This is a genomic window from Shewanella denitrificans OS217, assembly GCF_000013765.1.
GTDB classification, from domain to species: Bacteria; Pseudomonadota; Gammaproteobacteria; order Enterobacterales; family Shewanellaceae; genus Shewanella; species Shewanella denitrificans.
This window is the reverse complement of record NC_007954.1, coordinates 1,996,218-2,020,251: the sequence shown is the minus strand read 5'-3', so window position 1 is coordinate 2,020,251 and position 24,034 is coordinate 1,996,218. Positions and strand designations below refer to the sequence as shown.

Sequence of the window (24,034 nt, the reverse complement as noted above, 5' to 3'; positions counted from 1 at the left end):
AAGCCGCATTATGCTATTGCACAATGCGGCTTTTTTAGAACTTGGACATGATTACCACGCCATCTCTAAAATTTGACGGCTAGCGGCTAAGTCTACCTTGCCGGTTTCAGACAAGGCTGTCATGCCATGGGCTGCTAATGCATCAATCACAGCATCAATTTGCGCTACCGTCACTCCATGATCACGAAGGCGTGTAGGCAAGCCAACTTGCTGGAAGAAAGCTTCTGTTTTCGCTATGGCCTGCTCAACACGATAGGCTTCATCTCCCTCATCGGCAGTAATGTCCCACACACGCTCAGCGAATTGCAGCAATTTAGCCTGCTTTTGCGTGGCTAACACTCGCCATACCGAGGGCAACACAGCGGCTAAGGTTTGAGCATGATCAATATTAAATAAGGCCGTCAGCTCGTGTCCTATCATGTGAGTGGTCCAATCCATGGGCACGCCTGTGCCTATCATGCCGTTTAGGGCCGATGTCGCGCTCCACATTAAGTTTGCGCGGGCATCATAGTTGGTTGGTTCTGCAACCGTGATGGGACCAATTTCGATAAGGGTACGCATAATGCCTTCGGCCATGCGATCTTGCACCCGAGCATCCACAGGATAAGTGGCATACTGCTCGAGCACATGGACAAACGCATCCACAACCCCATTGGCCACTTGAATTTTTGGCAAGCTAAAGGTTAACTCAGGGTCAAGCATAGCAAATGTTGGGTACACATTGGGGTGATTCATGGGGTACTTACCCCCTTGATAGCTCACTACCGCAAAGGCATTCATTTCTGATCCTGTTGCCGGCAGCGTGGCGATAACCCCAAGTGGAATAACCTTATCATTGGCCACTGGCACTGGATTGAATCCATGGTGTAATAGGCTTGCTGTGTCACCGGTAAACGTTATTGCCAAGGCGATAAATTTAGTCCCATCCATCACAGAGCCGCCGCCTACTGCCAATAAAAAGTCTATTTTTTCAGCCCGTGCGACTTCAACGGCTTTCATCAAAGTATCGTATTTAGGATTAGCTTCAATACCGCCAAATTCAAATACGGTTCGATTACCTAATGCAGCTTTGACTTTATCTAAGGTGCCAAAACGTTGCACACTGCCGCCGCCGTAGGTGATTAATACCCTCGCATTTTCAGGCACTAATTGATCGAGTTCTGCCATTCGGTCTTTACCGAAAACAACATGGGTAGGATTGCGATAATTAAAATTAAGCATAAATAGCGGCCTTCTTAGCTAAGATTCAAAAAGTGTGCAGGTTTCCATAAGGGCCTGCAATAGTTCATGGCACTATCATAGCCTTTTGCTGCAAAACCAACAGACACATAACTATTGCAAGCATGCCTATTCCTACCTATTTTGTCTATTTTGATAAATTAATAAGCATAATTAGTGCACTTTACTGCTTTATGGATACAATGGTATCAAATAAAGCATCTAGGCGAAGGTATGAGTGAAATAGCACGGTTAATGGCTCAATTAGCGCCCCATGAAGGCGTGAATAAAACCCACTTAGCAGGAGTGAATATCTTTAAAAGCGCTAAATATGGCTCCCGTGGACCCATGTGTTATTCACAGGGAGTATTGTTTGTGGGTCAAGGCAAGAAGCGCGTTTATCTTGATAATCAAAGCTTTGATTATGACAGGCAGCATTCATTGGTGATGACAGTGCCCCTGCCCGTCGAGTGTGAAACCTTTGCCAGTGAAGCTGAGCCGGTATTGGTCTTGATGCTGGATATTGATTTAGTGCAACTCAATTACATTATACGTTTAATGGATGAGCACAATAAAATCCCCAAAGATATCAATGAGTCACGCCAGAGCGGCTTTTTTGTGGCTGAAAACACAGCAGACATGGATTGCAGCCTGTTAAGGCTGTTACAAGCTCTGCAATCCCCACTGGAAGCCAGTATTATGGGCAGCGCCCTAGTACTTGAACTCTTGTATCGATTGTTAGATGCCCCCAATGCGAGTCCTTTATATGCCCTTTCATTAAGCCATACCCGACTTTCACGAGTTGAAAAGGCACTGAGCTACATACATAAACATTATGGTGAGTCCGTTGAAGTCGACACCCTAGCAGGACTTGTGAACATGAGCCCATCAGCCTTTCATCGCTGCTTTAAAGAAGTCACCGCATCATCGCCAATACAATATTTAAAAAAAATTCGCCTAAACAAAGCCAAAGAATTACTGCAATTGCAACAACTGAAAGTGAAACAGGTTTCAACTCAAGTCGGCTATGAAAGCACAGCCCAATTTAGCCGAGAGTTTAAGCGCTATTTCAACCAAAGCCCAGGCGAATGTGCACGCCAATAAATTGAAAATGACATATTCGCTATTGCATAATTAATGTCCTTATTGACATTGTTATGCTCAATGTATTTCAAATATACGTTAAGACGCAACTAGCCATATTCTATAAAAGACGACCTTTGGTGTGCTTAATTGACAGTTCAGATTATTTCAATCGTTTTTGTTATCTGTGCTGGTCTTTACCCAAGGCGGTAAATTCCCTACAATCCCATGCAAATTGCTTAAGGCATGCCCATGGAGAATAAAAAATGAGTGAAGCTCGTCATAGTAACCTTCTAATCTTAGGTTCAGGCCCTGCTGGTTACACCGCTGCGGTTTACGCTGCACGCGCAAATTTAAAGCCTGTGATGATCACAGGGATGCAGCAAGGTGGTCAATTGACAACCACCACCGAAGTCGAAAACTGGCCAGGTGATGCCGATGACTTAACAGGTCCTGCATTAATGGAGCGCATGCAAAAGCACGCCGAAAAATTTGATACCGAAATCCTGTTCGATCACATCAATGAAGTCACACTGACTGAGCGCCCGTTTCGCCTAAAAGGTGACAACGGTGAATACACTTGTGATGCTTTAATCATTGCAACGGGGGCATCTGCTAAATACCTAGGCTTGCCTTCGGAAGAAGCCTTCATGGGCCGCGGTGTTTCAGCTTGTGCAACCTGTGATGGTTTTTTCTATCGCAACCAGAAGGTTGCTGTAGTAGGCGGTGGCAACACTGCCGTTGAAGAAGCCTTGTATTTGAGCAATATCGCTTCAGAAGTGCATTTAATTCACCGCCGCGACAGCTTTCGCTCTGAAAAAATATTAATCGACCGCTTAATGGATAAAGTGGCGAACGGTAATATTATTCTTCATTTAGACAGTACTCTAGAAGAAGTGACTGGTGATGCCATGGGCGTTACAGGTCTTAGAAAGAAAAGCACTAAAGATGGCGTAGTCACAGACTTAGCGGTTGCCGGTGTATTCATTGCTATCGGTCACAGTCCAAATACAGGCATATTTGCAGGCCAGCTAGAGATGAAGCACGGTTACTTACAAGTCAACAGCGGTCTTCAAGGCAATGCCACTCAAACCAGCATAGAAGGTGTTTACGCTTGTGGTGACGTGATGGATCAACATTATCGTCAAGCCATCACTTCTGCAGGTACAGGCTGCATGGCCGCATTAGATGCTGAGCGTTATTTGGACGCTAAAAAGTAGCCCTAAGTTCATACATCTGCTGTATAAACGATAAAATCACAATAAAGCCAGTCGTAATTGACTGGCTTTTTTATTACTGCAAGAGGGGGTTATATTTCCCAGAACACTGGGAGTATCAAAGCGCACGTTGATAAAACACCACTTCAGTATCTGTGTGTCCTTCAGGTTCTGGGGCTTTTTTCACGAAAGTCATACCTAACTTTTTCATCACCTTGATGGAACCTAGGTTTTCTTCCACCGCAATAGCAGAAACAGAGTTAACCTGATCCTGAGTCGTTAAATAGTTTACCACGGCACTGGCTGCTTCTGTGGCCACGCCCTTGCCCCATGATACTTGCTTAAAGCGCCAACCCAGCTCTATATCATCAAAACGCGGACTGTCGGTGAAAAATCCCATCGGCCGCACTAAAATCCAGCCTAGAAACACTCCGGCTAAACTATTACCTTGATTCTCTATGCAGTCTTTTCCTACTACCTTCCACAGGCCCCAGCCTTTATCGGGGTTTATGTAGCATGCGAGCCGTGGAATAAACTTTTCTTCTATATCCACCATAGACGTTGGCTTACCACCATTAATGAATTCCATCACGGCGGGGTCTTGATCTAATTCAAACAACAGGGCTTTCTCTTCCAGGGTCATTAATGTCAATTCGAATCGAGTTGTAGATAATTTACGCATCTTGATGTTTTTCTCCCTAAATAGGACATACACATTTACATATTGGCAGCACACAATAACAAAATTTCCTTTATCATACTGACATTACGCTGGTCTACATGGCTTTGCAGAACTAACAACAAAAACACATAAGCTTAACAAGAGGACGTGTTGTGGCGACTAAAAAACAAATTATATTGCCTATTGCAGTGATAGCTGTAGGCATCGCAGGACTTATCGGGATTTCAGCATTAAAAGAACCTCCTGCGGAAAAACCTAAAGTGGACAATACGCCGTTAGTGTCGATTGAAGCCATAGACTACCAATCCATGACATTCTCCGTCAGTTCTTATGGTGTGGTCAGCGCTAAATATCAAACCGAATTAATTTCTCAAGTCACGGGTGAAATCCTTTATCTATCAGAGAGCTTTGTGAAAGGTGGCTTCGTTAAGAAGGGGGATATTTTAGCGAAAATCGATCCCAGTGATTATGAATCAAATTTATTGGATGCAGAGGCAACTTTAGCATCCAGTAAAGCCGCACTAGTGCAAGAAAAAGCCAACGCTAAAGTCGCTGAGAAAGAATGGGCACTGATCACCAACGGTACCCCTACCGCGTTAAGTCTACGTAAACCTCAACTTGCTCAAGAAATAGCTCGCCAAAAAAGTGCCGAAGCGGGTCTTAATCGCGCTCAACGCAACCTTGAGCGGACCGTTATTCGTGCCCCCTATGATGCCTTGATAGCTAGCCGTGAAATTGGTTTAGGCTCATACGTGAGTACAGGTTCATTAATTGGCTCCATTCTGAGTACAGATAAAGCCGAGGTACGCTTACCATTAGCAGATAAAGAGCTGCAATATCTTCAAAATAAAGGCTTAAACGCTAGAGTCACTCTCTCGGGTAACTTAGCCGGCAGTGCCCAATTATGGCAAGGCAAGATAGTGCGAAGCGAAGGGGTTGTTGACAGTAAGAGCCGTATGACTTACTTAATCGCAGAAATTGTCGACCCCTATGGTTTACAGGGAAAGACTCAATCCCAGCACAACAATGAACTCAGATATGGCACCTATGTCACCGCACAAATCGAAGGCAGCCAAGCGGGTAATGTTGCCGTAGTACCCCGCCACCTTGTCGTAAATGGCCAAATCGCCACCTTAGATGCAGAACAAACCTTACGCTATAAACCCGTTAACATTATCCGCCAACAAGGCGCCAATGTTGTCATCGCTGAGGGCATTGAAGATGGCGCGAGCCTTATTACCTCGGCGCTGGATTATCCGGTAGAAGGCATGAAGCTTGCTATCCCTGCTGATAAGATACTGCAAAAAGAGCCTGTTACAGAGGCTAGCGCCACAGATTTAGCCATGAGCCACGAGGAGTAAACATGGAAGACACTCACAAAGGGCTCATTGCCTGGTTTGCTCGCAATCCAGTGGCTGCCAATTTATTGATGTTTATCATCTTAGTCGGCGGTTTATTAACCGCCAATACCATACGTAAGCAGTTTTTCCCCGCCGTTGAAATCAACTGGATAGAATTTAGCGCAGGCTACCCAGGTACGGCGCCACAAGAAGTGGAAGAAGGCATCACCATTAAGATAGAGCAGGCCCTAGAAAGCGTGCAAGGCCTTAAGCGAATAATAAGCTATTCAGACCGCAATATGGCCAGTGGCTATTTTCAGATAGAAGACTCATACGATCCGCAAGAAGTGTTAGAAGAAGTTAAGTCTGAAATCAATGCTATCTCCACCTTCCCTGCCACCATGGAAAGTCCAAAAATAGAACGCATTAAAATAAGACAAGAAGTCATGTACTTAAGTCTTTATGGTGATTTATCTCAACGACAGCTTAAGGAGTTGGGCGAGCGAGTGCACGATGAAATAATGCAACTGCCTGGGGTCAATATCTCAGATTTTTATGGCGGCTTGGGTTATGAGATTTCCATCGAGGTCAGTAAAGACAAGTTACGTGAATATGGCCTGACCTTTAATGATGTGGCAGAAGCTGTGCGCGGTTATTCACGCAATATGTCAGCCGGGCAAATCAAGGCTGAAAATGGCTACATTAACTTGCGCGTTCAGAACCAAGCTTATGTTGGCTATGAGTTTGAAGACTTACCATTAGTAACCTTAGAGGATGGGACTAACGTACTCTTAGGTGATGTTGCCAAGGTCAATGATGGCTTTGAAGACGGCATTCAGTATTCTAAATTTAATGGTAAAAATTCGGTCACTTTCTTCATCGGCGCCGCGAAAAATCAAAGCATCACCACAGTGGCGGCCACCATACGCGACTATGTCGCTGAGAAACAAAAAGTGCTTCCGCAAGGGGTTAAGTTTGAGCCTTGGGTCGACATGACTTACTACCTCGATGGTCGCTTAGAATTAATGCTCGACAGCATGAAAACGGGTGCCGTATTAGTGTTTTTAATGCTGGCGTTATTCTTGCGAGTACGCTTGGCGTTCTGGGTAATGATGGGTTTACCTGTGTGTTTCCTTGGCACCTTATTGTTTATGCCGATGGGATTTATCGACGTCACCATTAACGTCATTAGCTTGTTTGCCTTTATTCTGGTGCTGGGTATCGTGGTGGATGATGCCATCGTCATGGGGGAAAGTGCCCATACCGAGTGTGAAGAGAATGGCCAGAATATCGACTCTGTAATAAGAGGTGTAAAACGGGTTGCCATGCCAGCGACGTTTGGCGTACTGACCACCATCGCCGCCTTCTTACCTATCACCTTGGATGATGGACCTTCCTCCGCTTTCGGCCAAGCCATTGGCTTTGTGGTTGTATTGTGTCTGCTTTTTTCACTTGTGGAATCTAAGCTGATTTTGCCAGCTCACTTGGCTCACATGAAAAAACCAAAAATCGTTAAACCTGGCTCTAAAAATCCACTGGATTGGCTCAGAAACGGGGTTAACTTTGTTCAAAGTAAAATTGAAGTTAACTTAAGCCACTTTATCACCCATGTATATCGTCCGAGCTTAGTCAAAGCAGTGCATTACCGTTACACGGTTATCATGGTGTTTATCAGCTTAATTTTAATCTGTGCCGGCTTGTATACCGGTGGTCTAGTGCGCTTTATCGGTCAACCTAAGATCCCCCACGATTTCCCGCGGGTGAAACTTGAAATGAATGTCGATGCATCGGAAAAATCAACCCTTGCCGCGGCGCTTACCATCGAAAGTGCCTTGTATAAGGTCGATGAAGATCTTAAGCAGCAATACGGTCAAAGCATGATTTCAGATATGCAAATTGATCTCCGTGGACGCACCAGCGCTGAAGTCATGACTAAACTGGTTGATCCCGAACTTAGACCACTTAATACCTTTGAAGTAGCTGAGCTTTGGCGTCAAGCCATACCCAAAATACCTGGTGTTAAATCATTCACCATTCAAGACAGTCTCTTTGGTGGTGGCCGTGAAGACGGTGACATTAGCTTTAGATTGGAAGGCAAAGATGAGGGTCAACTCGTTGCCGCTTCATTGGCGTTAAAAGAAAAGCTCAACTCGCTCAAAGGGGTGAGCGATGTTAATGACAGTCGTCAATCCAGCGCAAAAGAAGTGCAGTTTAAGCTAAAACCCTTAGCCAGCAGCCTAGGGCTTACCTTAGCCAATGTCGCAGGCCAAGTCGGTGACAGTTTCTACGGCCTTGAAGCCCAGCGTATCTTACGTAACGGCGAAGAAGTCAAAGTCATGCTGCGCTACCCTGAAGAGCAAAGAAACTCCATCGCCTTAGTGCAAGAAGTGCGCATTCGCACCTCTCAGGGGGCCGAGTTACCTTTATCTGAAGTAGCAGAAATCGCTGTGGTTCAGGGCGTTAACAGCATTCGCCGTGAAAATGGCAATCGCACTATTAATGTTTGGGCCTCGGTAGATGCTGATCAGGCAGAGCCCTTTAAGCTTGCCAAAGACATACGCGATAACTTTATGCCTGAGCTGTTAGCTAAGTATCCTAGGGTACACACAGAGGTATCTGGCAGCATACAAGAGCAGCTCGACAGTGCCGATACTCAGATGCGAGACTTTATTATCTCCCTACTGGTGATCTACAGCTTGCTGGCTATTCCGCTCAAGTCTTATCTACAACCTGTGATGATAATGGCAGTGATCCCGTTTGGCGTGATAGGCTCGGTCTTGGGTCATATCATACTGGGCATAGATTTGAGTGCACTGTCTGTGTTTGGGATAATAGCGGCCGCAGGTGTGGTGGTTAATGACTCCTTGGTGATGGTGGATTATGTCAATCACTCTCGCCGAGCTGGCGTACCACTCAAACAAGCGGTTATCGATGCGGGGTGTCGTCGTTTTAGGGCCATTATGCTCACCTCTTTGACCACTTTCATTGGACTCGTGCCCATCATGGCGGAAACCAGCATGCAAGCGCAGATGGTGATCCCCATGGCGGTATCTTTAGCCTTTGGGGTGTTATTTGCAACCGTCGTGACCTTATGTTTGATCCCGTGTTTGTACATAGCTATCGAAGACAGCAAGGCCATGATGCGTAAACTTATTGGGATTTATTCACCAGAAGCTGAAACGTCAGCCAATACCCAGAATAACTAATCGATTAGACCTTTATTCAATACGCGAATAAAGGCTACTTGATTAGCCGACACTGGGTTAATAGTCACAGAGTTAATAGTCACAGAGTTAATAGTCACCCAATAAAAATGCCAGCATCAGCTGGCATTTTTTATCGCTTTTTAAGACTCATACTACTCAGTCGACATTCATAGGAATGAACTGCGCCTGACTGCCATGGGGGGCTGAACGCAAATATTGCGCCGGCACATTCACTGTCGCTTTCAATTGCTCCGCCGCATGCCATACCCAATGAGGGTTATAGAGAATACCTCTTGCAAGGGCTACCGCATCTGCGGCATGAGTATTAATGATAGCTTCTGCTTGTGTTGCCTCAGTAATAAGCCCCACAGCAATGACAGGCATGCTGACCTGTGCCTTGATGGCTTCAGAAAAAGACACTTGATAACCGGCTTCAATTGGAATGACTTGCTGTGAAGATAAGCCGCCACTGCTCACATGTAAAAAATCGCAACCAAGCTGTTGCAGCGCCTTGGCAAGCACGATACTTTGCTCAAGAGTCCAGCCGCCTTCTACCCAATCTGTCGCCGATATTCTCACCCCAAGAGCCATAGTGGCCGGCACTACAGCGCGCATGGCACTAAAGACTTCAAGCATCAAACGCATTCTATTTTCTAAACTGCCACCGTAACTGTCATCACGGTGATTCGAGAGTGGTGACAGGAATTGATGCAATAAATAGCCATGGGCCCCATGCAACTCTATGGCATCTAACCCTAAGCTTACCGCCCGCTTAGCTGAAGCGACAAAGTCTGCAATGATAGTTTGAATATCTTCAAGGGTCGCCGCTAACGGCATAGGCCGAGACTCATCAAAGGTGATGGCACTGGGTGCTATGGTTTGCCATCCATTTGGATTATCGGCTGTTAACGCCCCTCCGCCATGCCAAGGCTTGTCACCAGAGGCTTTTCGGCCAGCATGTGCCAATTGAATAGCCAATAAGGTGTTTGTATAAGGCCTGATAGTCGCCAGTGTCTGGGCTAATGCCGCTTGGGTGTTATCATCCCAAAGGCCTAAATCCGCATAACTTATTCGGCCCTGAGGCGTCACTGCGGTGGCTTCAAGAATCACTAATGCAGCACCCGACAGTGCCAGCCGACCTAAGTGTAAACTGTGCCAAGGGGTGGCTTGCCCATCGATGGCCGAATACTGACACATGGGAGCTATGACAATCCGGTTAGCAAGTTTAAGCGGCCCAAACATTATTGGACTAAACAATTGACTCATCGAGGTTTCCTTAAATTTTTGGGCGTAAACATGTGCTAGATTTTACCCTTTAAGATACATAAATAACGACATACTGTGAAGCTTGATACCATCAAATTTCAGGCATTAAAAAAGGAACCCTGAGGTTCCTTTTTTGAGCTTAACTAATAAATTAGTTTAATGCTTCTTTTGCTTTTTCAACTAACGTTGCAAATACAACTTTGTCGAAAACAGCGATGTCAGCCAAAATCTTACGATCGATTTCGATAGACGCTTTCTTCAGACCGTTGATGAAACGGCTGTAAGACAGACCATTTTGACGAGCCGCTGCATTGATACGTGCAATCCACAGTTGACGGAATTGACGTTTCTTCTGACGACGGTCACGGTAAGCATATTGACCAGCTTTAGTTACTGCTTGAACAGCAACACGGTAAGTACGGCTACGTGCGCCATAATAACCTTTAGCTAGTTTAAGTACTTTCTTGTGACGAGCACGAGCGGTTACACCACGCTTAACTCTAGGCATTGTTCATCTCTCCTTTAATTAAGCGTATGGTAGTTGACGTGCAATTGCTGGCACATCAGACTTAGCAACTAAACATTTAGCACGTAAGTGACGCTTACGCTTAGTGCTCTTCTTGGTCAAAATGTGACGTAAGTGTGCTTGTTTACGTTTGAAACCATTAGCGGTTTTCTTAAAACGCTTCGCTACACCCTTGTCTGTTTTCATTTTAGGCATTTCTAAAACTCCGCATTGGGATATTAATAAACGTAAGGCGAGCAAAAGCCTCAAGAGACTTTTGCTACTTTAAAGGTTGCCCTACTATTTCTTTTTAGGTGCTAGCACCATAATTGCTTGTCTACCTTCCATTTTTGGGAAAGATTCAACAACCGCATATACTTCCAAGTCAGCCTTGATACGGTTCAAAAGATCCATACCTAGGTTTTGGTGTGCCATTTCGCGACCACGGAAACGCAGCGTAATTTTCGCTTTGTCCCCATCTTCCAGAAAACGAATCAGGTTGCGTAGTTTTACCTGATAGTCGTTTTCATCAGTGCCAGGACGGAATTTTATTTCCTTAACCTGGACCTGTTTTTGCTTCTTCTTCTGTTCTTTCTGGGCTTTCGCCTTATCAAAAAGGAACTTACCGTAGTCCATTATGCGACAAACAGGCGGCTCAGCATTTGGGCTGATTTCAACAAGGTCCACCCCTGCTTCATCTGCAAAATTCTGTGCTTCCTTGATGCTTACTACACCAATTGGCTCGCCCTCAATGTCTGACAGACGTACTTCTGCTACACCTGTGATTTCGTCATTGATTCTATTTGGGGCTGGTTGTCGCCCTGTTGCTCTTTTGATCTTTATGACCTATTCCTCCAACAATTTTAGACTACGGCTCGAAATATCTTTGTGGATCTTTTTAGCAAAATCTTCAATGCTCATTTTGCCTAAATCGATGCCATCACGAGTACGAACCGCCACTTCCTTATTTTCCATTTCTTGATCACCAACGACCAATAAATAAGGTACACGTCTGAGTGTGTGTTCCCGTATTTTAAAGCCTATTTTCTCATTCCTCAAGTCAAAAGATGCACGAATGCCTTGTTCTTTGAAGATTTTTACAACATCTTGAACATAATCAGCCTGTTTGTCGGTAATATTCATTACAACAACTTGCATTGGAGCGAGCCAAGTTGGGAATTTACCTGCGTATTCTTCGATTAATATCCCTAAGAAACGCTCTAACGAGCCTAAAATCGCTCTATGGATCATCACAGGCGTCTGACGGGTATTGTCTTCGGCCACATAAGTTGCCCCTAAACGGCTTGGCAATGCATAGTCTAATTGCACTGTGCCGCACTGCCATGCTCTGTCTAAACAGTCATGTAGGGTGAACTCAATTTTAGGGCCATAGAAGGCACCTTCGCCGGGTAATATTTCAAATTCAATCTCATTAGCAATAAGTGCTTGCTTCAAGGCTTCTTCGGCTCTGTCCCACATGTCATCATCACCGATACGTTTTTCAGGACGGGTCGATAACTTAACCACTATGTTTTCAAAACCGAACGTCGCATAGGTGTCATACACCATTTGAATACAATCGCTGACTTCTTTTTGAACTTGGTCATCGGTACAGAAAATATGCGCATCATCTTGGGTAAAGCCGCGCACGCGCATCAGACCATGCAATGAACCCGATGGCTCATTACGATGACAACAACCAAACTCGGCCATACGTAGCGGTAAGTCACGGTATGATTTAAGGCCTTGGTTGAATATCTGCACATGGCCTGGACAGTTCATTGGTTTAATGGCGTATTCGCGATTTTCACTATTTGTAGTGAACATGGCATCTGAGTATTTATCCCAGTGGCCAGAACGTTCCCACAAAGCGCGGTCCATCATCAATGGGCCTTTCACTTCTTGGTAAGTGTACTGACCTAACTTTTGGCGGATAAACTTTTCAAGCTCCAGGAACAAGCTCCAACCATCGTTATGCCAGAACACCATGCCAGGCGCTTCTTCTTGCATATGGTAAAGGTCCAGCTGCTTGCCAATTTTACGGTGATCGCGCTTTGCCGCTTCTTCAAGACGGGTTAAATGCGTCTTTAACGCTTTTTTATCAGCCCAAGCTGTGCCGTAAACACGTTGCAGCATCTTGTTGTCTGAATTACCACGCCAGTAAGCGCCGGCGACACTCATCAACTTAAAATTCTGACAAAAACGCATATTAGGCACGTGAGGGCCACGGCACATGTCTGTGTATTCTTCATGATGATAAAGTGCTGGAGTCGCATCTTTACTGATATTTTCATCAAGAATAGCAATTTTGTAAACTTCACCGCGCTCACTAAAGGCATCGCGAGCTTCATGCCAAGATACGACGCGCTTTACTACGTCATAGTTGGTCTTAGCTAAATCCATCATGCGCTTCTCCAGCGCTTCTATGTCTTCTGCTGTCAGCTTGTGGTCTAAATCGATATCGTAGTAGAAACCATTATCGATAACAGGACCAATAGCCATCTTGGCTTCTGGCCACATTTGCTTAACGGCGTGACCTAGCAGATGCGCGCAAGAGTGACGAAGGATTTCAACACCTTCTTGATCTTTTGCCGTGATGATAGATAAATCCGAATCTGTGCTGATAAGGTCGCAAGCATCTTTAAGCTCGCCATTTACGCGACCGGCTATACAAGCTTTGGCAAGACCTGGGCCAATATCGGCAGCGACATCTAAGGTAGAAACTGGATTTACAAACTCGCGTTTGCTGCCATCAGGCAAGGTAATAATAGGCATGAAGTGTCCCTTTCCAGTGGTGACCCACACGTAGGGCCACTTGGTTTATGTAAAGTTAATATGAAATTTGATTATCTTGAGTGTGCTGACTGTGTTCTAGCCTCACTCATGGATATTTGCCCCATTGAAATCAAGACAGTACAAGAGTCTTAGTTACCCAATTAGGCCTCCAATAAAGGAGGAAGTTATTCTAGTAGATTTGTCACACCACAAGCAAGGGCGTAACTTGGCTAAAACTGCGCGGCTTTAGTATTTGTTCCACTATAATTACTCCACGAACCTAAGTTGGTTTGTTAGGAGTTGGGTTGATGAAACTATTAAGCCGTGCCATTAGCTGCCCTCACTGCGGCCATAATCAACATGTTGATATAGACCCCAGTAGTGGCGACCAAGACTATTACCATGACTGCCGCATTTGCTGTAATCCTATACACATGAGGCTGCATTTAGATGAATCGCGTAAATGCGTTCAGCTGTATATCGATGCTGATGATGAACAATACTATTGATTTTGCAGCCATGGGGTGACGTTGAACACAGGATTAAAGATGGATAACCGCCAGTAAGCGTCCTCAGTATTCTTAGGGTTTAGCTTATGCCTCGCTGGGCTAGCACTCGCTCAACCGTGTCGACAATGACTTGTGTCTGACTGTCTATTTCTATATTGACGAAGTCGCCTACCGCTAGCTCACTTAAATTGGTTAACGCCAAGGTTTCCGGAATAAGGTGCAAAATAAAACCCGTTTTATTCACTTTACCCACAGTTAAACTGCAGCCATTGACTCCCACAAAGCCCTTATAGAAAATGTAATTCATCCATTGGGGTGCGAGTTCGACTTCTATATTGTAATGACTGTCAGTGCGGCTAATTGCGCTCACTCTAGCCTGGCAATGCACATGCCCAGATAAAATGTGACCGCCAATTTCACTGCCAAAGGTTAATGAACGTTCAATGTTGATGCTATCACTGAGGCTTAAGTTGGCTAAATTGGTTAAGGCTAATGTTTCTTCCATTACATCAAAGAACACCTTATCATTTAACACCTTGGTGACTGTCAGGCACACGCCATTATTGGCAACACTCGCCCCAGGAATTAATCCTTTCACTAGCGTCTGGGTCATGGCGACTTCAAAGGTTTTGAGTCCTGGGCTTTCCTCTATGTTAAGCAGCTCACATTTGGCCTGCACTATACCGGTAAACATAGTTTCTCCACGGGTTAAGGTTATTTTCGATGAATGATACAGGTTTTCAGGTTAAACGCTTAATTCAATTAGCCCTGCCGGTGCTTATCGCACAAGTGACTCAAACCATGATGGGCTTTATCGATACCGTCATGGCAGGCCGTGTCGGTGCTGTGGATATGGCGGCCGTAGCAGTGGCGACTAGCCTGTGGTTACCCGCTATTTTATTTGTTCAAGGGCTGTTGATGGCCTTTACCCCCGTGTTCTCTCAGCATCATGGTGCTGATAATCAGCAAGCCATACCTAAATTAATGTTTCAAGCGGGTTACATAGGCCTGATTGGCGCTGTGGGGGTGATGGTATTTCTCGCCTTTTCTGGTTATCTGTTACATTTTATGAAATTAGAGCCTAACTTACATGACCTTACTGTCGGTTACTTAGATGCAATCCTCTGGGGCGCCCCGGCATTTATCTTGTATCAAGTCCTAAGAGGCTGCAGCGAAGGTATTTCCTATACCATGCCTACCATGGTGATAGGTTTTATTGGACTCGGGGTTAACATTCCTGCCAATTATATCTTCATCTACGGTAAGTTAGGTATGCCAGCCATGGGCGGGGCCGGTTGCGGTGTCGCTACCGCGCTGGTTTTTTGGGCCATGTTTATAGCCATGGTGATTTACATGCTAATTGATAAAAAATTCATTCAACTTGCTCCCTTTAAAAGATTTTATGGCCCTAAATTAAGCAGCATGTGGTCAATGACTAAACTGGGTTTTCCTATTGCCATGGCGCTGTTCTTTGAAGTCAGCTTATTTGCCATCATTGCCCTATTGTTGGCCCCCCTTGGTGCCAATGTGGTGGCAAGCCATCAAATCGCGCTTAATTTCTCATCTATCGTGTTTATGCTGCCTTTATCCATAGGCATTGCCGTGTCAATTCGTATCGGCTATTACCTTGGCCGAGAGCAGACTGACATCGCCGCCTTGGTCGCCAAAGTAGGTCTAGTGTTAGCCTTGGGATTATCCTTTGTGACAGCTTTTCTTACCGTCAGTTTCAGGCAAGAAATCGCCCTCCTGTATAACGACAATCCAGAAGTGGTCGCCTTAGCAGGCAGTTTGATGTTCCTCGCCGCCGTCTATCAGGTGTCTGATTCTATTCAGGTGGTCGCAGCAGGCGCGCTTCGAGGCTATAAAGACACTCGCAGTGCATTTTATATCACCTTGTTCTCTTACTGGTTTATCGGTATGGCCCTAGGGTATGCGCTGGCCTACACAGACTTAATAGTACCCTCCATGGGGGCTCACGGGTTCTGGATAGGGTTAATCGCCGGACTCACTGTGGCAGCAATACTGTTTGCGATACGCTTAAGGTACATTCAAAAGAAAGGCATCATCTTTGTTGAAATAGACTGATGCTAATTCACATGAGCAATATCAGTCACAATAATCATCTTACCTTAGTAAGCATAAAGGTGAATAACGTTCGCATTTTAGATAAGAGAGATCGATTAAAATGACTTTTCTATCAAAGAGAAAGATAAAAGAGAAATGTCATATTTGCTCATCCTTAATGCGATTTGCGCACCAAATCGCCATTTAGTCATAAAAAGCATTTTTTTACTTGCAACAGGCAGGCTATCGCCCTTACTATAGCGACCGCTTTGAAGCAAACTTAGTTTATTAAAAACAATACACCCGTAGCTCAGCTGCTAAATTAGTAAGTAATAAAGAGTAGCACTACCTACTCATTTGAAAGCTGGCGATAGCGGTCGGTATTCTCTAAACAAAGAGAAGTCCACTCGGGTGTACCACTCTTCTCAAAGAGTCTAAATATTGAAACGTTAACAATACACCCGTAGCTCAGTTGGTTAGAGCACTACCTTGACATGGTAGGGGTCGGTGGTTCGAGTCCACTCGGGTGTACCACTCTTTCACTGAGTATAAAAAGTGAAGTTTTAATAGAGATAACTGTATACACCCGTAGCTCAGCTGCATTTCACAAGAGCAAAAGAGTAGCACTACCTACTCATTTGAAAGCTGGCGGTAGGGGTCGGTATTCTCTAAACAAAGAGAAGTCCACTCGGGTTTACCACTCTTCTCAAAGAGTCTAAATATTGAAACGTTAACAATACACCCGTAGCTCAGTTGCTGATTTTGTAAGTAATAAAGAGTGGCACTACCTACTCATTTGTAAGCTGGCGATAGAGGTCGGTATTCTCTAACAAAGAGAAGTCCACTCGGGTGTACCACTCTTTCACTGAGTATAAAAAGTGAAGTTTTAATAGAGATAACTGTATACACCCGTAGCTCAGTTGGTTAGAGCACTACCTTGACATGGTAGGGGTCGGTGGTTCGAGTCCACTCGGGTGTACCATTTCTATTGAGATATATAATCTGAAAGAACATAGGCCAGCATAAGCTGGTTTTTTTGTGCCTGAAATTTACAGTTGCGTATCGTTAAGAAAATAAAGCTGAGCACTACCCTCTCTTTATTCACGGCGGCGGTAGGGGCCGAAGGCTCGAGTCCACTCGGGTGTACCATTTCTATTGAGATATATAATCTGAAAGAACATAGGCCAGCATAAGCTGGTTTTTTTGTGCCTGAAATTTACAGTTGCGTATCGTTAAGAAAATAAAGCTGAGCACTACCCTCTCTTTATTCACGGCGGCGGTAGGGGTCTGAGGTTCGAGTCCACTCGGGTGTACCATTTCTCTATAGATATATGATGTGAAGAATTACTGGCCAACGAAAGTTGGTTTTTTTGTACCTACAATTCACTGATGCCTAAAGTTAAAAGAATAAAGCAGAGCACTACCCTCTCTTTATTCACGGCGGCGGTAGGGGTCAAAGGCTCGAGTCCACTCGGGTGTACCATTTCTATTGAGATATATAATCTGAAAGAACATAGGCCAGCATAAGCTGGTTTTTTTTGTGCCTGAAATTTACAGTTGCGTATCGTTAAGAAAATAAAGCAGAGCACTACCCTCTCTTCGTTAACGGCGGCGGTAGAGTTCGAAGGTTCGAGTCCACTCGGGTGTACCATTTCTCATGCTAGTAAATGATTGAATGACTAATTGAGGCCAACTAAAGTTGGTTTTTTTGTAAATGTTATCCCGCCACAGCATTAATGAGAATTATTAACATTTAAGATGTTGCATTATTGTTTCTTAACAGTTAGTGTAGCAAGCCATTTAATTATCTTATAATTGAATGGGTTATTGCCATAGATTATAACCATAAGGTATTAGCCTAGGTTTGCCCTTTATCACCCTGAGTAGAAGTTGACGATCCAGTATGAACATTTCCTCCCTTTTTTGGCCTGCCCTTGTCCTTGGGCTGGTATTCAATCCCGCTCATTCGGCCACCACAGCGTTTATCTATAGTCAGAATGAGCATTGTCCAGCTGGCTTTCGCCTTGGCACGCTGCCAAGCCAAGCTATTCAACGCCAAGCCATGTGCGATCAAATGTCACCCTGGGATATCGCCAAGTTGGCCCATCAAGGCTCTATTAGTGGCTCAGGTTATGGGTGCACGGTAAAGCAGCACGATACTCGAAGCTTAGGCCATGCCATTTGCACCCCGGTCGATATCATAATCTCTCAAGATGACACTTGCCCTGTGAACTACAACCTTATCACCCCTGCTGAGGTGGCGGATAATACCAGCAAGTATTGTGACATGTTGGCCCCTACCTCGGCGGTGCGCCTTGGGGACAATACCAGTTTAAGTGGTATTGCAGGGCATTGTGAGATGCACGACCTTACGATAAATGCCGATGAAACTCATGAACTTGGCGCCTCTTTGTGTGGTTTAGCAAGCCGGATTAAAACCTGGTCCGATTGCCCCAATGGCACTGAGCTTTTACAAGGCAGCAACACCCCTAATTACTGTATCCCCCTTGACGCGGTAGCCAGCAATAGCCGCTGGGATCATCTAGGCACAGACATGTGCCAAAATGCGGGCAAAGGCGACTTTGTTGAACTAAGGCGGGTGTTTACTGACCGCCAGCAAAGGATTAACCCGCAAGTGCTTGATAAAAATGCTCAGCCTGTGACCTTAGCTGCAGGTATCCCCACACTTATCTGTGATGAAAAACCCTTGCCAACCTATTCCTCAAGCGGGCACATCGCCGCTTGCCCATTAGGTACAGAGCTGGTTAAAGGCCAAAGCGCACCTGAACACTGTGCCTATATTTGGGGCGAAGCTGGCTTAGACAATCTCGACAATGAAGTTTGCGCAGCCTTTGGTGGTTTTGATACTTACATTTACCGTGTGCCCAGAGCGCCTAAACCACTTGCGTATCAGGTTTATAGCAATCCTCTTATCGCCGAAGGTGAAGTTGGACATACCGCAACAGTCTATCCCGACGGGCAACGGCTCGCGCTGTGCCAGCAAGAAACACCGCCCGAAACCGATGCAAACGGCACTGTTATCAAATGCCCTAGCTATAGCGAGTTAATCTTAAGTGCCAGCGCAGGTAACCACTGTGCCTTGCTCGGTGGCGATCCCGGTTACGACATCAATAACGACCAAGACGTTTGCCGAAAAGCCGGTAAAGGTGACTTTGTTCGTTACCTGACTAACACTCAGGGGCAAAAAATTCTGGTCTGTGAAAATGAAACACAAGCCATTGCCGAGGCAATCAAGCTAGTGCAAACCCTGAACTGCCCCACAGGAGAAGAGTTTATTAAATCTTCCAGCATTCAGCCCAATGTTTATGACCATTGCGCCATAATAGGCGAAGATGCAGGCTTAGACAGTCAAGGTAAAGATGTCTGCCTAGCCTCAGGTATGGCGGGCTTCAAAGATTATGGCTACCCCGGCGGGGTGAAAACCTTGTATTGTCAGTGCCCCGCCGATAACTCCGGCTGTAATGACAGTGGTGATGCAACTCGTGCAACCAGTTCCGGGGGGGATGTGAGTATTCATTAAGCACCAGATAATGATGCACAAGCAACGACAAGCTAAAACGCAGGCCTAACCGCTGGACTAACCACTGGCTTCACATGGCCCCTTAACAGGCTTTTAAACAAATAAGGCAATATATAATGACAATTCATCGACAAACCCTGCCCCTTAAGCGCCTCATGGGCCTGCTGCTTATCAGCCAGCTCGCCATGCTGCCTCACACTGCCAACGCCGGCTTTGATGTCAGCGCCTGGCTTGATGAGATAATAGTGGAGGCATTGGGTGGGGGGCCCCGGGCACAGGGAGGGGGGGGAATGTCAGTATTCATTAAGCACCAGATAATGATGCACAAGCGACTCCAACCTTGCCTTGGCTGCTAACACTGGCTGTTAGTCTGGCCTTTGCGTTAGCCCCCCTGGCGGCGCTAGCGCAAATGGCGCCTAACCAAGGCCTTAGACTGCAAGCACACTTTAGTCATTTAAGGGTTAGTGATGGCCTGTCACAAAACACCATCACCGCCATAGTGCAAGATAAGCAAGGTTACCTCTGGCTGGGCACTGAGGATGGCCTAAACCGCTTCGATGGCTATGAAGTCAAACGCTTGGCGCAGCATGGCGCTCAGGGTGTCAGCGACAGCAGCGTTAACGTTAACGCTTCGTCCCCTGCTGTAAATCATTCATTAGCCAATAACGCCATTCGCAGCTTGTTTGTCGATAGCGATGATTGGCTGTGGATAGGCACTAAGGGCGGCTTACATCGCTATGATCCCGTCAGCGAACAACTGAGCTTGATAGCCAACAGCGCGGATTTAAATATTATTTCCATCATGGCCCTAGATACCCACACCTTAGTGATTGGCAGTCGCAATCACGGGTTATTTTATTTACAGCCTAATTCAACCCGCTTATCCCCCGTGCCCTTATTAGGCAGCGCCGCCGCTGCCTTTCAGCAAACCACACTTCGCGTGGTTAAAGCGGCGCCAGACGGCCGCCTATGGCTTGGCACCAACGAGGGGCTGTTTACACTCGATACTCACCATAACCTGACTGAGATTAGCTGGCCTACATCAGCGGGTTCAGACTCATCAAAAATCAATGATATCTTATTGCTGGAGCCGCATTCATCCCGCAGTCATCTCCCTAGCCGTGATATCCCTAGTCGTGACACGGCGGCGTTAATCGCCACAAGCCATGGCTTGTATCACGTGACGAGCACAGGACAGATTTTACGGCACTGGCGACAAGATAACCTTGACCCTAAGGCCCTGCCCCATAATATCGTCAATCGGCTTATTCGCGACAGCCGCGGGCACATTTGGCTTGCCAGCCAAGGGGGGCTGAGCCGCTTTGATATTGCCCGCAGCCAGTTCGAAACCTTCAGGCAGCAGGCGGATTATAATACTAGCCTAGGCGCCAATGATGTACTCAGCCTGTATGAGGACAATCAGGCCAACCTTTGGATCGGCACGGTAACCTCAGGGGTCGACAGAGTGCATTTGTCCAGCCTGAACTTTGGTTTGTATTATGCCACTAAGGATAATGCCCAATGCCTAAGTAACAATAACCTATACGATGTATTAATGTCATCTAACGGGGAGTTATGGCTTTCGGCATACGGCAAAGGGCTGCATAAAATAACCTGGCCTGATGGGCCGTGTAGCTGGTATCAGGCGGACACTAACAACCAAAACCGCATCAGCAGTAATAACATTTCGGGCAACTCTCTGTTTGAGGATAACCAAAGTCAGATTTGGTTTGGTAGTAATCGCAGTGCGCTAAACCAAATCACGCCAACCAGCCAAACCATAAAACACTTTTACCCAGGACAAAGCCCTGCTGGCTTGAGTTCGAGCTCGGTTCGAAAAATAGTTGCCGAAGCTAATGGTGACCTATGGATGGCAACCGATGGCGGTGGTTTGAATCAGTATCGGTCAGATAGCCAAACATTTAGCCAGTTAAGTCATGATAAATATAAAAATCAGACACTTAGCAGTCATTATCTGTATGATTTAGTTTTAGATAGTCGGTATTTGTGGATAGCCACCGAAACCGCTGGGCTGGACCGACTGGATTTAAAGACAAAAACCGTTCAAAACTTTGGCCGAGCAACCCGAGGCGAAATTGGCACCCCGAAAAAAATATACAGCCTAATAGATGATAACGACGGACATTTATGGCTAGGCACGTTAGGTGAAGGCCTGGTTAAGTTTAACAAAGAGGATTTTACCAGCGAGTATTACACCACTGAGCATGGGCTTGCCAATAATACCATTTACGCCCTTGAGCAAGACAGTGCCGGCATGCTGTGGCTTGCCAGTAACCGCGGCATCAGTAAATTTAACCCCAAAACAAAAGCCATTGAAAATTACCGCGCCGCAGATGGGCTACAAGGGGATGAATTTAATGTGGGCAGCCACTATAGCAAGGGGCTTGATTTACTGTTTTTTGTTGGCTCCAATGGCTTTAATGCCTTTACCCCCGGCGATATTAAGCCCGATGCTAAGGCGCCTCAGGTGGTACTCAATGATTTTTTATTGTTTAACCGCCCAGCGCCGCACCTCTTTGATCGCAGCAGCGCCCATGTGAGCTTAACCCAAGCGCAAAACCTGATAAGTTTCGAGTTTGCTGGGATCCATTTTGTGGATCCCAGCCGCCATCAATACCAATATCAGCTTGAAGGTTTTGATAGCCAATGGCGCACCACCAGTAATCAACGTCGCTTTGCCACTTATACCAATTTGGATGCGGGGGAATATACCTTTAAGGTCAAGGCCAGTAATCACCATGGGGTGTGGAGCGAGCCGACCGCCATCACTGTCACAGTATTGCCGCCGCTGTGGTTAACCTGGTGGGCTAAACTTGGCTATCTGCTGGCAAGCTTGCTGCTTGCCATGGGGCTTTATCAATACCGCACCGCAAGCTTACGGGTTCGCAATCTGCAGCTGGAGCGCGGCGTTGCCCAAAGAACCTTGGAAATCATTGATCAAAAACAAAAAATTGAACAGCTGCTGGCCAGCAAAACCCGCGAGTTTGACAATATCTCCCACGAGTTTAGAACCCCACTGGCGGTCATTTTAGGCCGAGTTGAACAGCGCTTAGGCCAAAACCAGACCCTCACTAATCAACGCGCCTTTGAGGCCATTGACACTGTGGCTAAACGCTTGGCTATCATGGTGGATGATGTGATTGAAATGGGCCGCACCTTTGACAGTGCTCAAGCCAGTGAAAAGAGCCGTTTATGCTTGTCTCATTTATGTGTGGAGGTGGGCACACATATGCACGAATACGCCGCACTGAAAAAGCAGCGGTTGCACACAGACATCACCGCTGGGCTTTATGTCGACGGTTTATCCAAAGCCATAGAGAAAATGCTCAATAACTTAGTCGCCAATGCCATTAAATACACCCAAGAAGAAGGTGACATCCACCTCAGCCTGCGACCATTACAGAGCCACTATGTGGAACTCATTGTGAAGGACAATGGCCCAGGGATAGCCCTTGAGTATCAGCAAAGAGTATTTGAGCGTTTTTATCGCATTGCTGAAAGTGCAGATCAGCCTGGCTCTGGGATTGGCCTTGCCTTAGTGCAAGAGGTGGTCAAGGCCCACAGGGGCCAAATAAGCCTTGAGAGTGCCCCCAAGCAAGGGTGCCGTTTTCGAGTCTTGCTGCCTTTATCGGCAGGCTTTGATGGGGACACTGATGCTGCCACTAATATGGACACTGGATCAGCCACAGCAAGGCAAACTGCGCCACACACAAAAGGGACAAGATCCCCTGAAACGGTACAAGAGACTCACCAACAACACAGTCAGTACCCGCCGCTTGAGCACATCGAAGCACCAATGCTCAGCCGCGAGCCAACACTGAGCACTGAGAAAGCCTGTATTTTAGTGGTGGAAGATAATCCTGAACTTAGCGCGCTGCTCATTGATCAATTATCACTGCATTACCAGGTTGTCGCCGCGAAAAATGGCCGCCAAGGCTTGCAGCTGGCGGAAATGCAAGTGCCGAGTTTAATCCTGTCTGATATTAATATGCCCTACATGAATGGCTATCAATTGGTGAGTCACGTTAAGCAGCTGAGTGCCACCAGCCATATTCCTGTGGTATTGCTGACGGCGAAGAATGATGTCAGCTCACGAATTCAAGGTTATGAGCACCAGGCCGACAGCTACCTTGGCAAGCCTTACTTGCTGGCAGAATTACTTGCCGTGATTGAGGCGCAGCTTAATAACCGCAAACGCTTACAGCAGTATTATAAACACAGCGATCCCACCGCCCTGTTGCCCCCCCCAAGTGGCATGGACTCCCACTCGATTAAAGCCATAGACAAGTGCAAAACCTTAGTGATGCAAGCCTATCAAGACCCCAATCTTAGTGTGCAAGATCTCGTGGCAGCAGCGCACTTAAGCGAGCGACAATTAGCCCGTAAATTTCAGGCGATTTTAGGCATAACCCCGCTTGATTTTATTACTCAATACCGACTGGCCAAGGCAAAAACCATGTTACAACAAGGCCATAGAATAAGCCAAGTCTCCCTGGATGTGGGGTTTAGCTCGGCCAATTATTTTTCGCGCCAATACAAGAAAAAATACGGAGTTTCCCCTTCGCAGGACAAGCCTTAGCTCAAGCTCGCCTCTATTAACTCGCGAT

Annotated in this window: 17 protein-coding genes and 2 tRNA genes; 11 read left to right on the top strand and 8 right to left on the bottom strand. The window is 46.1% G+C overall.

Annotated elements, in window-relative coordinates; genetic code table 11:
* Window positions 1-51: 51 nt before the first annotated feature.
* Window positions 52-1,221, bottom strand: a complete 1,170-nt coding sequence (locus SDEN_RS08950; RefSeq protein WP_011496156.1) for an iron-containing alcohol dehydrogenase — start codon at window positions 1,219-1,221, stop codon at window positions 52-54.
* A 231-nt stretch (window positions 1,222-1,452) separates the two neighbouring features.
* On the opposite strand from SDEN_RS08950, the gene SDEN_RS08945 reads away from it, so the two are divergent.
* The gene (locus tag SDEN_RS08945; RefSeq protein ID WP_011496155.1) at window positions 1,453-2,322 is read left to right on the top strand and encodes an AraC family transcriptional regulator; all 870 of its coding nucleotides are present in this window, start codon (window positions 1,453-1,455) and stop codon (window positions 2,320-2,322) included.
* A gap of 245 nt (window positions 2,323-2,567) precedes the next feature.
* Window positions 2,568-3,521, top strand: coding sequence for a thioredoxin-disulfide reductase (gene trxB / locus SDEN_RS08940; RefSeq protein WP_011496154.1), 954 nt, complete (start codon window positions 2,568-2,570; stop codon window positions 3,519-3,521).
* 115 nt (window positions 3,522-3,636) lie between these two features.
* On the opposite strand, the gene SDEN_RS08935 is transcribed toward trxB, so the two are convergent.
* Complete coding sequence (locus SDEN_RS08935) at window positions 3,637-4,200, bottom strand: GNAT family N-acetyltransferase (protein WP_011496153.1); 564 nt, start codon at window positions 4,198-4,200, stop codon at window positions 3,637-3,639.
* A gap of 152 nt (window positions 4,201-4,352) precedes the next feature.
* Here SDEN_RS08935 and SDEN_RS08930 point away from each other — a divergent pair, with 152 nt between their 5' ends.
* Window positions 4,353-5,561 (top strand): efflux RND transporter periplasmic adaptor subunit, encoded by a 1,209-nt coding sequence (locus SDEN_RS08930; RefSeq protein WP_011496152.1) that lies wholly within the window; start codon window positions 4,353-4,355, stop codon window positions 5,559-5,561.
* A gap of 2 nt (window positions 5,562-5,563) precedes the next feature.
* Entirely contained in the window at window positions 5,564-8,746 is a 3,183-nt protein-coding gene (locus SDEN_RS08925) for an efflux RND transporter permease subunit (RefSeq protein WP_011496151.1), read from the top strand.
* A gap of 156 nt (window positions 8,747-8,902) precedes the next feature.
* Here SDEN_RS08925 and SDEN_RS08920 read toward each other — a convergent pair whose 3' ends face one another.
* The 5 genes from SDEN_RS08920 to thrS form a co-directional block, all read right to left on the bottom strand.
* The gene (locus tag SDEN_RS08920; protein ID WP_011496150.1) at window positions 8,903-10,012 is read right to left on the bottom strand and encodes an NADH:flavin oxidoreductase/NADH oxidase; all 1,110 of its coding nucleotides are present in this window, start codon (window positions 10,010-10,012) and stop codon (window positions 8,903-8,905) included.
* A gap of 151 nt (window positions 10,013-10,163) precedes the next feature.
* Window positions 10,164-10,520 carry a 50S ribosomal protein L20 gene (gene rplT / locus SDEN_RS08915; protein WP_006081652.1) on the bottom strand — a complete coding sequence of 119 codons (357 nt, stop codon included), beginning with the start codon at window positions 10,518-10,520 and terminating at the stop codon, window positions 10,164-10,166.
* An 18-nt stretch (window positions 10,521-10,538) separates the two neighbouring features.
* Window positions 10,539-10,733, bottom strand: coding sequence for a 50S ribosomal protein L35 (rpmI, locus tag SDEN_RS08910; RefSeq protein WP_011496149.1), 195 nt, complete (start codon window positions 10,731-10,733; stop codon window positions 10,539-10,541).
* An 84-nt stretch (window positions 10,734-10,817) separates the two neighbouring features.
* Entirely contained in the window at window positions 10,818-11,360 is a 543-nt protein-coding gene (infC, locus tag SDEN_RS08905; protein WP_041405741.1) for a translation initiation factor IF-3, read from the bottom strand.
* A 3-nt stretch (window positions 11,361-11,363) separates the two neighbouring features.
* A complete protein-coding gene (gene thrS, locus SDEN_RS08900; protein WP_011496147.1) occupies window positions 11,364-13,292 on the bottom strand; it encodes a threonine--tRNA ligase in 1,929 nt (642 codons plus the stop codon).
* A gap of 308 nt (window positions 13,293-13,600) precedes the next feature.
* Here thrS and SDEN_RS08895 point away from each other — a divergent pair, with 308 nt between their 5' ends.
* Entirely contained in the window at window positions 13,601-13,801 is a 201-nt protein-coding gene (locus SDEN_RS08895) for a CPXCG motif-containing cysteine-rich protein (RefSeq protein WP_041405740.1), read from the top strand.
* Window positions 13,802-13,880: 79 nt separating this feature from the next.
* On the opposite strand, the gene SDEN_RS08890 is transcribed toward SDEN_RS08895, so the two are convergent.
* Entirely contained in the window at window positions 13,881-14,495 is a 615-nt protein-coding gene (locus SDEN_RS08890; protein WP_011496145.1) for a riboflavin synthase, read from the bottom strand.
* A gap of 29 nt (window positions 14,496-14,524) precedes the next feature.
* Here SDEN_RS08890 and SDEN_RS08885 point away from each other — a divergent pair, with 29 nt between their 5' ends.
* The 6 genes from SDEN_RS08885 (at window position 14,525) to SDEN_RS08860 (ending at window position 24,006) form a co-directional block, all read left to right on the top strand.
* Window positions 14,525-15,886: an MATE family efflux transporter gene (locus tag SDEN_RS08885; RefSeq protein WP_011496144.1), complete on the top strand. Its 1,362-nt coding sequence runs from the start codon at window positions 14,525-14,527 to the stop codon at window positions 15,884-15,886.
* Between the two features lie 436 nt (window positions 15,887-16,322).
* A tRNA-Val gene (locus SDEN_RS08880) sits at window positions 16,323-16,399 on the top strand.
* Window positions 16,400-16,770: 371 nt separating this feature from the next.
* Window positions 16,771-16,847 (top strand) — tRNA-Val (locus SDEN_RS08875).
* A gap of 921 nt (window positions 16,848-17,768) precedes the next feature.
* Window positions 17,769-19,406, top strand: coding sequence for a hypothetical protein (locus SDEN_RS08870; protein ID WP_011496143.1), 1,638 nt, complete (start codon window positions 17,769-17,771; stop codon window positions 19,404-19,406).
* A 116-nt stretch (window positions 19,407-19,522) separates the two neighbouring features.
* The gene (locus SDEN_RS08865) at window positions 19,523-19,762 is read left to right on the top strand and encodes a hypothetical protein (RefSeq protein WP_011496142.1); all 240 of its coding nucleotides are present in this window, start codon (window positions 19,523-19,525) and stop codon (window positions 19,760-19,762) included.
* The gene (locus SDEN_RS08860) at window positions 19,747-24,006 is read left to right on the top strand and encodes a hybrid sensor histidine kinase/response regulator transcription factor (RefSeq protein ID WP_041405739.1); all 4,260 of its coding nucleotides are present in this window, start codon (window positions 19,747-19,749) and stop codon (window positions 24,004-24,006) included. Before SDEN_RS08865 ends, SDEN_RS08860 begins: the two co-directional genes overlap by 16 nt.
* Window positions 24,007-24,034 lie beyond the last annotated feature (28 nt).

Excerpts from the sequence above, each read along its gene's own strand:
- SDEN_RS08885 (WP_011496144.1), top strand. The coding sequence starts at position 14,525 with ATGAATGATACAGGTTTTCAGGTTAAACGCTTAATTCAATTAGCCCTG.
- SDEN_RS08935 (WP_011496153.1), bottom strand. The coding sequence starts at position 4,200 with ATGCGTAAATTATCTACAACTCGATTCGAATTGACATTAATGACCCTG.
- SDEN_RS08890 (WP_011496145.1), bottom strand. The coding sequence starts at position 14,495 with ATGTTTACCGGTATAGTGCAGGCCAAATGTGAGCTGCTTAACATAGAG.
- trxB (WP_011496154.1), top strand. The coding sequence starts at position 2,568 with ATGAGTGAAGCTCGTCATAGTAACCTTCTAATCTTAGGTTCAGGCCCT.
- SDEN_RS08895 (WP_041405740.1), top strand. The coding sequence starts at position 13,601 with ATGAAACTATTAAGCCGTGCCATTAGCTGCCCTCACTGCGGCCATAAT.
- SDEN_RS08920 (WP_011496150.1), bottom strand. The coding sequence starts at position 10,012 with ATGAGTCAATTGTTTAGTCCAATAATGTTTGGGCCGCTTAAACTTGCT.
- rpmI (WP_011496149.1), bottom strand. The coding sequence starts at position 10,733 with ATGCCTAAAATGAAAACAGACAAGGGTGTAGCGAAGCGTTTTAAGAAA.
- SDEN_RS08865 (WP_011496142.1), top strand. The coding sequence starts at position 19,523 with ATGACAATTCATCGACAAACCCTGCCCCTTAAGCGCCTCATGGGCCTG.
- rplT (WP_006081652.1), bottom strand. The coding sequence starts at position 10,520 with ATGCCTAGAGTTAAGCGTGGTGTAACCGCTCGTGCTCGTCACAAGAAA.
- SDEN_RS08870 (WP_011496143.1), top strand. The coding sequence starts at position 17,769 with ATGAACATTTCCTCCCTTTTTTGGCCTGCCCTTGTCCTTGGGCTGGTA.
- SDEN_RS08945 (WP_011496155.1), top strand. The coding sequence starts at position 1,453 with ATGAGTGAAATAGCACGGTTAATGGCTCAATTAGCGCCCCATGAAGGC.
- SDEN_RS08925 (WP_011496151.1), top strand. The coding sequence starts at position 5,564 with ATGGAAGACACTCACAAAGGGCTCATTGCCTGGTTTGCTCGCAATCCA.
- thrS (WP_011496147.1), bottom strand. The coding sequence starts at position 13,292 with ATGCCTATTATTACCTTGCCTGATGGCAGCAAACGCGAGTTTGTAAAT.
- SDEN_RS08950 (WP_011496156.1), bottom strand. The coding sequence starts at position 1,221 with ATGCTTAATTTTAATTATCGCAATCCTACCCATGTTGTTTTCGGTAAA.